8 protein-coding genes are annotated in these 13,363 nt (G+C 66.3%); 5 read left to right on the plus strand and 3 right to left on the minus strand.

Going from position 1 to position 13,363, the window contains the following annotated elements; all coding sequences use genetic code 11:
• Positions 1 to 48 precede the first annotated feature (48 nt).
• The 3 genes from ACFTSF_RS26025 to ACFTSF_RS26035 all read left to right on the plus strand — a co-directional run bounded on the left by ACFTSF_RS26025 (position 49) and on the right by ACFTSF_RS26035 (position 3,380).
• Positions 49 to 396: a VOC family protein gene (locus ACFTSF_RS26025; protein WP_380156349.1), complete on the plus strand. Its 348-nt coding sequence runs from the start codon at positions 49 to 51 to the stop codon at positions 394 to 396.
• 35 nt (positions 397 to 431) lie between these two features.
• A complete protein-coding gene (locus tag ACFTSF_RS26030) occupies positions 432 to 1,040 on the plus strand; it encodes a glyoxalase (protein ID WP_380156351.1) in 609 nt (202 codons plus the stop codon).
• Between the two features lie 819 nt (positions 1,041 to 1,859).
• The gene (locus ACFTSF_RS26035) at positions 1,860 to 3,380 is read left to right on the plus strand and encodes a DUF222 domain-containing protein (protein ID WP_380156353.1); all 1,521 of its coding nucleotides are present in this window, start codon (positions 1,860 to 1,862) and stop codon (positions 3,378 to 3,380) included.
• Positions 3,381 to 4,073: 693 nt separating this feature from the next.
• Here ACFTSF_RS26035 and ACFTSF_RS26040 read toward each other — a convergent pair.
• Positions 4,074 to 4,433 (minus strand): hypothetical protein, encoded by a 360-nt coding sequence (locus ACFTSF_RS26040; protein WP_380156355.1) that lies wholly within the window; start codon positions 4,431 to 4,433, stop codon positions 4,074 to 4,076.
• A 227-nt stretch (positions 4,434 to 4,660) separates the two neighbouring features.
• On the opposite strand from ACFTSF_RS26040, the gene ACFTSF_RS26045 reads away from it, so the two are divergent.
• Positions 4,661 to 10,039, plus strand: coding sequence for a hypothetical protein (locus tag ACFTSF_RS26045; RefSeq protein ID WP_380156357.1), 5,379 nt, complete (start codon positions 4,661 to 4,663; stop codon positions 10,037 to 10,039).
• Here the strand turns inward: ACFTSF_RS26045 and ACFTSF_RS26050 are convergent.
• On the minus strand, positions 10,016 to 10,567 hold the full coding sequence (locus ACFTSF_RS26050; RefSeq protein ID WP_380156359.1) for a TetR/AcrR family transcriptional regulator: 552 nt from the start codon (positions 10,565 to 10,567) through the stop codon (positions 10,016 to 10,018). The genes ACFTSF_RS26045 and ACFTSF_RS26050 overlap by 24 nt on opposite strands.
• Positions 10,568 to 10,621: 54 nt before the next feature.
• On the opposite strand from ACFTSF_RS26050, the gene ACFTSF_RS26055 reads away from it, so the two are divergent.
• The gene (locus tag ACFTSF_RS26055; protein WP_380156360.1) at positions 10,622 to 12,154 is read left to right on the plus strand and encodes a carboxylesterase/lipase family protein; all 1,533 of its coding nucleotides are present in this window, start codon (positions 10,622 to 10,624) and stop codon (positions 12,152 to 12,154) included.
• Between the two features lie 68 nt (positions 12,155 to 12,222).
• On the opposite strand, the gene ACFTSF_RS26060 is transcribed toward ACFTSF_RS26055, so the two are convergent.
• Positions 12,223 to 13,191: a polysaccharide lyase family 1 protein gene (locus tag ACFTSF_RS26060; RefSeq protein WP_380156362.1), complete on the minus strand. Its 969-nt coding sequence runs from the start codon at positions 13,189 to 13,191 to the stop codon at positions 12,223 to 12,225.
• Positions 13,192 to 13,363 lie beyond the last annotated feature (172 nt).

Here is a 13,363-nt window from a genome sequence, read left to right on the forward strand (position 1 = left end):
ACGGCAAGCTGTGACTACAGCAAGCAACGAACCACAACAGGAGCGACCGTGACCACCCAGGGAATCAAGACCGTGCTGCACCCCGTGTCCGACCTCACCAAGGCCAAGGCCGTCTACGCCGCCCTACTCGGCATCGAGCCGCAGACAGACTCGCCGTACTACGTCGGTTTCGACGCCGAGGGCCAGCACATCGGCCTGGTACCCGACGGCGGACCGCAGGGCATGACCTCACCGGTGACGTACTGGCACGTGCCGGACATCGCCGCCAAGCTCGCCGAGGTCACCGCAGCCGGCGCAACCGTGCAGGAAGCCCCGCACGAGGTCGGCGCCGGCCGGGTGGTCGCCACTGTCATCGACGTCGACGGAAACGTCCTCGGACTCATCCAGGACCGCTGAACCACCTCCACCTCTCGTTAGCAAAGGACACCGCCATGAACACTCTCGCCTCCGTCACCGTCGAAGCCTCCGACCCGACCGCCGCCGACGCCTTCTACCGAGCCACCGGCCTCGACACCTACGTAACAGTCCGCGGCACCGACAAGCCGTCAACCGGCTTCCGCGGCTTCGCCCTCTCCCTGGTCGCCTCCCAGCCCGGCGACGTCGACGCCATCATCGGAGCCACCGCCGCAGCCGGCGCCACCACCCTCAAGCCCGCCACCAAGAGCTTCTGGGGCTACGGCGGCATCGTCCAGACCCCCGACGGAACGATCATCAAGGTCGCCAGCTCCAGCAAGAAGGACACCGCCCCCGTCACCGGCACCATCGACCAGGTAGCCCTCCTGCTAGGCGTCGACGACGTCAAGGCCAGCAAGCGCTTCTACGTAGACAACGGCCTGGCCGTAGGCCGCAGCTTCGGCGGCAAATACGTCGAGTTCGACACCCCGTCCTCCGCCGTCACCCTCGCCCTCTACCCCCGCCGCGCCCTGGCCAAAGACACCGGCATGCCCCAAGAAGGCACCGGCTCCCACCACCTGGTCCTAGGCACCGACGCCGCCCCCCTCACCGACCCCGACGGCTTCATCTGGGAGACCACGGCTTGATGCCCGATGCCCGATGCCTGATGCCGGCCGAGGCCCAGCCAAGGCCGGCCAGGACAACGGGCGGGCGTTCTCCAGGTCGGTGTGCGTAGTGCCGATCTGTACGGCCGTCACCAGCCCGAAGGCGGACGGCGGCACCGGCAGTAGGCCGACACTCGTCACCGCCCGCGGGATCTGCCGAGCACCCCACGCCGCTTACCCTCCATCGCGAGCAGTACGGCACCGCCCCACACACCGCCGAATCCGCAGCCCTGAACAACCCCGCAAGATCACCGGCAGCACGCCGGGCAAGCTGCCGATCTGCTCGTATAACCACCGCCCACCACGCCCATCAGACAACTGGTGATGGCTGGCACCCGCGCAGCCGGCAGACGCTGCGCCGCTGGGTTCGACAGGCCGAGATCGACGCGGGACAGGTTGTACGTGCGCCTGCGACCAGCACGTTCGCCTGCACCGCGTTCGTGGAACGGGCCATCGCCCAGGCCGCGGCGATACGCAGAAGACAAGGCAATCCCTTGCAGAACAAGACGATTCATCACCCGACGCCGGGTCGCAATACACCTCGGTGCACCTGACCGAACTCTGCAGTTGCACGGCCTCAGTTCGTCGATCGGGACCGTCGGTGACGCTTACGACAACTCGCGACGACCTACCAGTCGTCCACACATATCCGAGGGTGCACCAAACCCGGGACGGTTCGAACCGCCGTCAAGATGTGGGCAAATTGAATGTGCAACTAGCCCCCAAACAGCCCACACTTCCTTTGTAAATAAGGGGTTCTGGCCTCGAAAACTGTCGGTGGCCGTGTCTAAGCTGTTGGGTATGGAGATGTTGGCGTTGCCCCCGGTGTGGTCGCTGAGCGGCAGCGAACTGCTGTCCACTCTCGACACCGTGGAGGCTGCCACCGCCCTACTGAAGACCTACACACTCCAACTCCTGGGCGGACTCGACGACCTGGGCCTCGCCCAGGAACTGGGCGCCCGCAACACCGTCGAACTGGTCTCGGAACGCTACCGCCGCGACCCGGTCGAAGTCCGCAAAGACCTCGCCTTCACCACCGCCCTGCACAAGTACCCGGCAGTGACTGCCGCGCTGCCCGACCCGTCGGATCCGGCGCGCCTCGCGGCGGTGTCTCCTGACCAGGCCAAGGTCATCGTCAAGATCTTGGAGAAGGCCCCCGCGACCGTCCCGGTCGAGACCCTGACCGTCGCCGAAGAACAGATGATCGCAGCCGCCCGGATCACGAACCCGCGTGAGCTGACCCGGTTTGGGCACAAGGTGCTGTCTACTTTGGACACTGATGGTCCGGAGCCGGCCGAGGATGTGGCGCGTGCGAAAGAGTTCTTGCGGCTACGGCCCACCGAGGACGGCGTGAAGATCTCCGGGTTCATGGCCGGTGCCTATGCCGAACTTCTCAAGACTCAGCTCCACACCCTGTCCAAGCCCCACAAGACCGTCGACGGTGAACGCGACCCACGCACGGCCGACCAGCGAGGCGCCGACGCGCTGAAGATCATCCTGGACCGCGCTGCAGGTAACCCCGACTCACCCGGTGTCCCGCACCTGACAGTCACCATCGACTTCGAAGACCTCAAAGCCACCCTCGCCAATGCTGCCCCAGCCGCTCTCGGCGGCACAGCCGAAGCCGGTGCGACCAGTGGACATGGCGGAGTGGGTGAACTGGTGTTCGGCGGGAACCTGTCCGCAGGCGCGGTCCGCCTCCTGGCGTGTGATGCCGCGGTGCTGCCGATCGTGCTCGGCGGTGATTCCCAACCCCTGGATGTCGGCACCGAGCAACGGTTCGTGAACCGCTACATCCGCCGCGCGTTGAACAAACGCGACAAGGGCTGCGTGGTGTGCCAAGCACCACCCTGGATGTGTCATGCCCATCACTTGATCCATTGGGCCCACGGCGGTCCGACCAGTCTGCAGAATCTGGCGTTGCTGTGCGCGTTCCATCACCGCGCGGTCCATGACGGTCAATGGGCGCTGTCGATCACCGCGGCCGGTGTGCAGGTCTCCCGCCCGTCGTGGGCCGACCCGCCACCCAGAACCGACCGCACCGCACTCGCCAAGGTCATCGGCTGGGTCACCCCTGCCCCCAGCCCCAACACTAGCGAGAGCGATGCCAGTAGGGGCGGTGTCAGCACCACCAGTGCCGACTGGAGCGGCCTCGTCACCAGCAACCCGACCCACCAGCAACCCGAACGGCTCCCAGCCGCCAGCACTCTTCCCAACCCGGCACTGGCCGCGGCCTGCGAAGCCCTCAGCCGACTGACCGCCCTCGCCCCCCACCACACCGACCCCTGGGGCACCAACGCCACCCCCACCGCCGGACCGTAACCCCACCACCTCGGTCCACCAACACCACCAACCCACCCACCCCATCACCCCCACCGCGGCAGCCGGTCCCCAGACCGGCCCGCGGACCTACCCACGCCCGCCACACCACCACCGCCACCACCGCGGCCACCGCCCACACCACCGGATCAGCCCCCAACCCCGTGATTTCCAAGCAGCACCTACACCGACGGGTCAGTCGCAACAGCCACCTGATCCCCGGGGTAGCCCCTGCACCAATGGGTCAGCCGCAGATCCACCTGCCGGTCGGGTCAGCACCTACAACGGTGGGTCACCTGCAAGCCGCCTAGTCGCCGGGACAGCAACCACAGCCCGTCAGCCTCAGTCGAGGGAGACGATGGTCGCCGGCAGCAACCATCTCCCTCAGCCATCGGATCGCCCAGCCACACTGCTTTTGGTCGGCCGCGGTGGTGATCAGCCAGCGCGGACGTGATCGGCCGAGTCCATGCCCAGGGGAAGGCGCCGGACCCCATCAGCTGGAAAGTCGCCTGATCCTGAAGCAGCAACAGTCGGCACGGCGGTCAGCTGTCGCGTACGTTGTCGGCTTGGGACGGGTCGAGGGGTGCCGGTGCGTGGCTGCTGTAGGTGAGGTGTGATCGTCTTGGACGTCAGCGCTGTCCTCCCCGTGGCGGGACGCGGTGAACATCCACGAGGATCACATCTCGAAGATGGGGACTAGTAGTTGCAGACGTCTACTCCGGGGATGTAGCCGTCGTAGCCGGAGTTGATTTGGGACTCGTGGACGTAGCCTTGGGGGCCGTTGTGGACGACGATGTAGTACCAGGCTTCGGAGCCGGCGATGACGTCTCCCCAGTGCTGGCAGACGACGTGGACGGTCCAGCCGCGGTTCATGGTGGTGTAGTTGGTGCAGCCGAGCCCCGGTTGCGACGGGTGTGTCGGGTGGTAGCAGTCGCGCAGTTTGGCGCCGGTGTACAACACGGTGCCGGGGTGCCATGAGGCGTTGGCCGGTAGGGCAGTTGTGGCGGCGAGGCCCAGGCCGATGGCGGCCGCGATGATGGCGATCCTTCGCTTCATCTCACATCTCCTTGCTCGATGGAGCCACCAGCATCGGCTCGCATCGAGCCTCGCCGGAGCCGGTTGTGCATGAAACGGTTGATGGTGCACAACCTCTTGCCGGACAGGATTGTGGGTAGGAAAGTTTCGCCGCAGTGGGCCGTAACGTTGTCGATGGTGGCAGCGATGTGACCCGTGTTGTTGGACGGCAAATTTTGGGGGGACCAGAAATGCCGCACCGGATGCGCATGCCTGCGCTCATTCGCGGGCTGTCGCTCGCATTGGCCTGTCTGTTGACGATCGGGTTGCTGGTCGCGCGATCAGCGCAGGCCGATCCACCGCCGGACACCCCGAGTACGCCGACGGCCGGCGAACCGTCGGCGACCGCGACACCCGGGCCGACGGCAACACCTCAGCCCACGGCAACACCGCAGGCGACGGCAACACCGCCGGCGACCCCGACACCGCAGGAGTCCGAGACTCCGCGGAACCCGGGCACGCCGCGCCTGGTCCCGCCACCGACTGCGCCGCCGAAGCCGAAGGTGACCAGCAGGGCAACGGCTGCCGACGACACCTGCCAGGCCACGCCCCTCGGGCAGTGGGGCGATGGACTACCGGTCTCAGCCAGCCGAGGTACGACGACCTCCGAGTGCTTCACGGTCACGACCGGTGCCTTCGGCATGTATGCGTGGCGGTTTGTGCAGACGTCGCTGAACTGGACTGGGACCTTGACCGTGTACGACGGATCCGGCACCCAGGTCTACCGGAGTTCGCTGGGCAACGGGTTCGGCACGCTGCAGTTGTTCGCGGCCAGGCAGTACCGGCTGGAGATCAGTGGCAACGTCGGCTCGAACCCGGCCAGCTACCAGTTGGGCCTGTTCGAGGTCGCCGCCAGCGGCACCTGCGCACTGGCCCCGACCACTGCCTTCGGCACCGAGCCACTCTCCGGAACATTTGCTGACGGCAACGAACTCGACTGCCGGCAGGTCTCCGTGACCACCGGATCCCTGCTGCGAGTCGATACCCAGGCCAGTACGCCGTACCTCTCGACCGTCGTCCTCGACTCGTCCGGGGAGATGGTCTGCAGCTGGTACGCGTACTCGTCAGCGAACGACTGTCGGCTGACCGGCACCGCGCCGTACCGGGTTGTCACCCGCTCGTCGAGCGGCGCGGACGCCGTACCGTCCACCTACAAGACCTGGCTCGACAACCTCACGTCGGCACAGGGGTGTACCAGTTCGACTCTCACGAGCTGGAACTCGGCGCCGAGTATCAGCGCCAACCGGACGGCGAATGCGGCCGACTGCTACCTGGTGCCGAGCGCCGCCTTCGGTCAGTATGCGTTGCGAATCATGCAGGAGAACGCCAGCTGGACGGCCCGCGTCGCCGTCTACGAACCCGGCGGAACACGCGTCTACGACTCGGCGTCCGGCTACAGCTCTGTTGAGCTCAAAGCAGGTCTGAGCTACCGCATCCTCGTGACCGGCGATCCGAACGGATACCCACCCGGCTACGCGGTCGCGCTCGCCCAGATCCAGGGCTCGGCCGGCTGTCCGGCGATCTCCTCGACGGCCTGGAACTCAACCGGCACGGCGATCTCGCTGCCCACCGGGCAGGAGCTCGACTGCCGGCAGTTCGGCGACGCGCAGGGGTCGATGCTGCGGATCAAACTCGGCACGGACGCGCTGTATGCCGACGTCTACAATGCCGGTGGCTCGCAGGTGTGCTCGGTGACGCCGTACAGCGACGCCTATGACTGCCGCCTGACCGGTGCGGCGCCGTGGCGCATCGTCACGCGCTCCGGTTCCAGCAGCGGCGACCATGACCCAGCCACCGCCACACTCTGGACCTACAACATCGCCAGTACGACGGGATGCACCACCAGCACGCTTGGGACCTGGCAGCAGCCGCTGCCCGTCTCGGTCGACCGCTCAGCCCAGGCGGCCGACTGCGCCTTGATCACCTCGGACACCTTCGGCGACTACGTGCTCCGCTATGCGCAGGACAACGGGAGCTGGTCCGGCCGCGTGACGGTTTACGAGCCGACCGGCGCCCGCGTCTACTCGACGTCCAGTGCGTACACCATGCTGCAGCTCAAGGCCTCGACCACGTACCGGGTGCTGTTCACCGGTGACCCGAACGGCTACCCATCGGGCGTTCGCTTCGGCTTGTACCGGCTCACAGGCAGCGGGACATGCCCGGCGGCGACCGACGTCAGCTGGACCGCAGCTGCGATCTCGCAGTCGTTCACCGCTGGTCCAGAGCTGGGCTGCCGAGAACTGCCGGGAACATCCGGTACGGCGCTCCGCATCACCGCGCCCGTGAATTCGGAGGGACAGTCCCTGCGCGGCCTGGTCTACAACGCCGCAGGCGCGCAGTTGTGCGACACCTCGTACGCGTCGTCCGGTGTGACCTGCATGCTGACCGGCAACGCGCCGTACCGTCTGATCACTCGGACCGACTACAGCTCGTCCGACGACCCACGCGCAGGCACGTACCGGTTCTGGGTGAATGACTTCGGCTCGACAGCAGGCTGCAACTCGATCGACTCCACCGTGCCGATCACCGCACCAGCTGCGACCGGCGCCATGTCACCGGCCGCGGCCGGGAGCTGCTGGACGAGCGGGCTGGTCCGCGAGGACCGGGCCTGGCTGAGCCTTGTCTCGACCTCGGGCAACCTGCGGGTCACCTTGTTCAGCGGAACCGGCCAGTCCATCTGTTCGGTGAGTAGCTCTGCTCATACGAACTGTGCACTCACGCAGCCCGGACCCTACCGACTGATCGTCACCGGCCCGATCGATGACGACAGCGGGTACCGCGTCGCCCTGCGGCGAACGAACAACCCCGTCGGCTGCCAACGCGTGGAGGGCGTCGCGTCCGGCATCGCGCAACAACGCGGAGACGTGGGTGAGGTCGACCAGCTGGCGTGTTACCGGTTCGCCGAGGCGGTCGGGGACCAGATGAACTTCACTGCGACCAATCCCGTCATCATGGGCAACCCGGCCCACGACGTAGATGTCTACGGTCCGAACGGGTCTTTCATCTGCAGCCCGCGGTCGTGGTACTCCTCACCACATTGCACCTTCGACACGGCCGGCGATCACCTCGCGATTGTTTCGCCCGACGGCTATCCCGGGAAGTTCGTCTTCAGCTCCGTCTGCGTCAACCCGGCCTGTGGGCCGGAGATGCTGACCCTGGCCGCCGTCACACCCCAGCGTGTCGGCGCGGCCGCCGCGACCACGATTACCCTGCAGGGCAAGGCGATGGCGACCTCCCAGAAGGTCGAGCTCGTCCGCGGAACCGCGCGAGTCACCGGTCAACCGCTCGCGGTTTCGGCGGACGGACGTGAGCTCCAGGTGTCCTTCGATCTGACTGCTGCGACGCTGGGTCTGTACGACGTCGTGGTCACCTCGACCACCGAAGGCACCGTTCGAGTGAATGGCGCGCTGACCGTGGAGGGCATCCGTCCCGCGCACATCGAGACCGGCCTCGTGACTTTGGGCCGCTTCGTCGCGAACCGTCCGCAGACCGTCTCCGTGACGGTCCGGAACACCGGCAACGTCGACGCCCTCGGCGCGCCGGTGATCCTGGACGGTCTGCCGGCCGGATCGATCATCACGCCACAGTTCGACCTCGTCGGGGCGGCCGATGCGAACGCGCCGGTGCGTGACTGGGACTGGACGCCCGAACGTTCCGTCTACACCGCCGCAGACGGCAAGCGCGGCGTACCGCTGTTCGTCGGGCGCATTCCGGCCGGCGCCAGCCATCAGTACGACTTCACGGTCACCGTCCCGAGTGCGTCGAACTACGACCTCGCCGTACTGTCCTCCGACTGCATGGTGTCCTCGACAACCGCTCGTTCTGCCGCGGCGGACTCGGTCAAGGACAGCTGTGCGGATGCCGTGTTCGACGTCGCTATCGACTGGATGCCCGGCGGCGACTGCCTGAAGTTCGCCCTGGGGGCGGAGAAGGCGATTGTCGAGAACATCGCGGACCACGCGCCGCCGTTCCAGGCCTCCTCGACGTCGGAGATGTTCTGGTCGGCGGTGAGTGCCGCCCAATGCGTGGCGGACGTGTGGCCCGTCAGCTCGGTGCTCCTCAATGTGCTCGACGGCGTCTCCAAGGCCAAGAACATCATTGCCGTCGGCACCAGATGCTTCGGGGGCCCGTCCGCGCCACAGACTTCGGTGGCATCGCTGGATCCGAACGAGCTGGCCGGACCCATCGGCGGTGGTCCTCAGCGTGCCGTGACCACGAGCGGCGTCCATACGTTCGCCGTCTACTTCGAGAATGCGAAGACCGCCAGTGCCCCGGCGCAGGAGGTTCGGGTGACCGATCACCTGAATCCGGCGCAGTACGACCTGAGCACCTTGCGCTTCGGCGCGGTCCAGTTCGGTACGACGCGTTGGACGCCGGCGTCGGAGTCGACCACGATCGGCCATGTCCTCGAGCTCGGTGGGGGACTGCAGTTGGACATGCAGGCGTCGTACGACGCACAAGGTTCGGTGAAGTGGACCCTCGCGACCCAGGACGTCGTCACCGGCGCGCTGCCGGAGGATCCGCTGAAGGGCTTCCTGCCGCCGAACGTCGACGGTACCGAGGGACAAGGCGTGCTCTACTTTACGGTCAAGCCGAAGGTCGTTGCCGACGGCACCGTCCTGAGCAGCCGTGCCGACATCGTCTTCGACCTCAACCCGGCCATCGCCACCAACACCTGGACCAATCTGGTCGACAACACCGTGCCCACGGCGAAAGCGATCGCGCCGGTGTCGGTCACCACGAAGACGTTCACGGTGTCGTGGAGCGGCACGGACGCGACCTCGGGCATCGCGTCGTACGACGTGCTGGTGGCCACCGACAGCGGCGCCTACACGACCTGGAAACAAGGCGTCCCGGCCGGCAATGCGACCTTCACCGGCGCAACCGGCCATGTCTATCGCGTCTCCGCGATCGCGCATGACTTCGCCGGCAACGTGTCCCTGCTACCACCGACGCCACACGCCACCACCGCCGTCCGCAACGCCACCTCGCTGACCATCGGCAAGGCCGCAACCATCAAGTACGGCGGCTCCCTGGTCGTCAGCACGCAAGCCAAAGACATCACCACCGGCGCAGTGTTGGCCAAGGTCCCCGTCGTCCTCTACAAGCGAACCGCAACAACGGGCGCCTGGACCAAGGTCGCCACGGTCACCACCAGCACCACCGGCGTTGCCTCCAGCACCCAAGTCCCGAAGACGTACACCCAGTTCATGTGGTCGTACGCCGGCGACGCCACCCGCGCCGCGGCAAACTCGGCCAACCAACCCGTCTCGGTAGCCCAGTTGCTGTCAGCCCGCGCAACCGCGACGTCCGTGGTCCGCGGAACCACCGTCAAGTTCTACGGAGCAGCCACCCCGACCGTCACCAACCAGGTAGTCAACCTCCAACGCCTGATCGGCTCCACCTGGAAGGCAGCCGGAACCGCAAAGCAACTCCGCCAACGCATGCCCAACGGAACCACCTCAACGGGCTACCTCTTCACCCTCAAGTTCTCCACTCCAGGCACCTACACCTACCGCGTCTACAAACCAGCCGTACCCGGCCTGGGCGCCGTCTCATCGTCCTCAATCGTCATCCGAGTGCGGTAGCAACCGCCGGAGAATCCGGTCGGCCTGTCCCGGGGTCATGGTGTTGGTGATCACCAAGGTGGACAGGCCGATCGCGGTGGCCAGCAGTTGTTGAGCTTCGGCTTGTTGACCGTCGAGGAGCAGCGTGAAGAGGGCGGCCAGGTCTGTGTAGCCCTGTTTGAGGTGCTTGGCGAGTTCTGGGTTGGTGAGGGCGTAGGTCTCGAAGGACTGCTGGATTCGGAAGAGCCTGCGGTCGTCCTCGGTGCGGGGGATCAGGACAGTCAGTACGGCGTGCAGTACGTCGGCCGGCTCGGCGGTGGCTTGTTGCTGCACTCGGGCGGCGCCGAGGTCGTTGATGGCGGTGAAGGCGGCGTGGAGTAGGTCGTCCTTGGTGGGGAAGTAGTGCTGGACCCGGCCGATCGAGACGCCGGCCTGGTCGGCGACTCGCCGTACCGTCACCTGGTCGACGCCGCCGGTGTCGACGAGGGCGAAGACTGCTTCGACGATCGCGGTTCGCCGCTCGTCGTGGGCGGCACCCTGACCTCTCACTGCGTTAGCCTCCTGAGCAGAACAATACGCTAGTATTGATTAGGTGAGGACCTCATGGTGAAGATACTCGCGCTCGCGCTGGCCGCTCTGCTCCCGGCGCCGGTGGTTGCCGTTGACGATCCGCTGGTTGTGCGGATCGAGCAGGGTGCGGTCCGCGGCGTCAAGAAGGGGGAGTACCGCGAGTTCAACGGCATCCCGTACGCCGCGCCGCCGGTCGGCGCTCTCCGTTGGCGCTCACCGCAGCCCGCGGCGGCGTGGACCGGCGTACGGGCGGCCTCAGCAATCGGACCGCGGTGCGCTCAGGCGGAGTCCGCGACTGGTACGCCGCCCAGTATCGAGGAGGACTGTCTCTATCTGAACGTCACGACGCCAGCCAAAACTGGACCGCGCAAACCGGTGATGGTCTGGCTGCATGGCGGCGGGTTCGTGGAGGGGTCGGGTGGTGAGTACGACCCGCATCGGCTGGCGGTTCGCGGTGAGGTGGTCGTGGTGACGATCAACTACCGCCTCGGCATCTTCGGGAACTTCGGCTATCCCGGGCTTGATGGCTCAGGGGCTTTCGGGATCGAGGATCAGCAGGCCGCGCTCCGGTGGGTCCGGCAGAACGCGGCCGCCTTCGGAGGTGACCCGGGCAACGTCACGTTGTTCGGGCAGTCGGCTGGTGGGCAAAGCGTGTGCGCGCAGCTCGCGGCGCCCGCTGCGGCGGGCCTGTTCGACAGAGCGATCATCCAGAGTTCGTTGTGTACGTCGCCCATCCCGGCCAACGCGCTGGCGCCAGGGCTGCCGACCGTTTCACCGTGGGAGGCGGTGGGCAGCGTCGCTGCGCGCGGCCGATCCGTTGCCGCCACCCACGGTTGTTCCACGGTCGACTGCTTGCGGCTGAAGAGCCCGACGGAACTGATGCCGGTCTTCGGCCAGTTCGCCGGACTCGCCTACGGCAGTTCGACGCTGCCGGAGAATCCAGCGGAGAGCCGAGCGCACGACGTACCGATGCTGTCCGGTACGACGCGCGACGAGATGACGTACGTGCAGGGCATGGTCGATCAGGCGACTCAGCCGCTCACCAGCCGGCAGTATCGCGACTACCTGGTCAAAGCATTCGGCGAGGACGCCGACCGTGTCGCACGCCGCTATCCACTGAGCAGCAAAGTCCCGCCGAGCCGGACCTGGGCGTCGGTCACGACCGACAGCGCCTTCGCCTGCCCGACGCTGAAACGCAACCAGGCCTTCGCGCGCCATGTTCCGACGTACGCGTATGAGTTCGCCGACCGCACCGCGCCGCCGACCTTGCCGCCTGCAACCTACCCGTACGGCGCCTATCACTCGGCCGACGCGTTGTATCTCTTCGCGTTGCGAGGCGGTGTCGCCAACCCACCCCTCACCAGCGCCCAGCGACGCCTGTCCGACGCGATGATCGACTACTGGTCGGCGTTCGCCCGCACTGGCAACCCGAACATGCCGGGCCTCCCGCACTGGCCGCGGCTACACCCGACCGATGTCGTCGCCCAATCCCTCGCGCGCACCATTCGGCGGACCAATCTGAGCCGCGCGCACAATTGCGACCTGTGGAGCACGATCGAGTTTTGACATGAGTTATTGCCGGAGCACCTCCTGTGGGGCGACGGGAGGTGCTCCGGGGTTCAATAAAGCTGAATTCAGATTTTGCCGGTGCCAGCACCGCCGGTCACGATCGACTTCACACTTTCGGCGGCGTCGACCACGTAAGAATAGGGAATCGCCGCGACGCTGCCGGCATTTCGGGAAACCGGGGTGCCCGAGTTGGCCAGGTAGTTGTTGAGGAGTTTGACGTTGCCTTCGGGGGAGTCGCCGGTCTGGGCGACGACCGTCTTCGACACGCCGTCGAAGTAGTTCCGCTCGACGTAGACACCGGCGTTGCAGGTCGAGGCGACGCCGTACCCGCTGGTGCCTCGGTAGTAGTTGTTGAAGACGTGGACCGGGTTGCCGAAGCGGACCCGGGGGTGGCGCTGGGTGGTGCCGTCGAACCAGTTGGCGTAGTAGGTGACGCGCAGTTTGCCGCGGTCTTCACCGCCGTTGTCGTCGCTGTGACCGATCAGCCCGACCTTGTCGTGGTTGGAGAACTTGTTCCAGGACACGGTCACGTAGTCCGAGGCGCGCTTGACGTCGACAGCGCCGTCGTACCCGTTGCTGAAGCTGTTGTGGTCGATCCAGACGCGGGTCGAGTACTGCACGTTGATCGCGTCGTCATCCCAGTTGCGGAAGTTGAGGTTGCGGATGATCACGTTGCTGACGCTCGCGACGTTCAGGCCGCCGCCGACGATCGCCGAACCGCTGCCGACGCCGATGATCGTCTTGTTGGCGGCGACCTTGTTCATTCCGGACAGGGTGATCGTGCCGGAGACGCGGATCACGCGCGCTCCGCTGGCCTGCATATTGCTGATCAGGGCGGCGGCGGTCGTCACGGTGACGGCTGAGGCGCTGCCGCCGCCGGTTGTGCCGCCTCCCTGGGTTGCCCAGCCTTGCAGGGCGTACGTCGATGCTGCGGCTTTGGGCAGGAGTTGCGGTGCGGCGACCGTGGTGCCGGCGGTGGCCGTCAGGACGGCTGCCACCACCAGGAAAGGCAGCCGTCGAGTGATGGATCGCATGGGAAAACCTCCAGTGAAACGGGGCGGGACTGAGAGGAAAACGCTTTCCATCGAAGAATTTACAAAGCTGCGCCGATGCGGTCAAGGGTTCGCGGGGTGATAAATCGAAGCGATTCGATAGAACGATCAAATCGGGAAATAGATCTAAACCCTTCGAATGTCGGGCGCCAGG

Source organism: Kribbella sp. NPDC056951, assembly GCF_042674205.1.
Classification (GTDB): Bacteria; Actinomycetota; Actinomycetes; order Propionibacteriales; family Kribbellaceae; genus Kribbella; species Kribbella yunnanensis.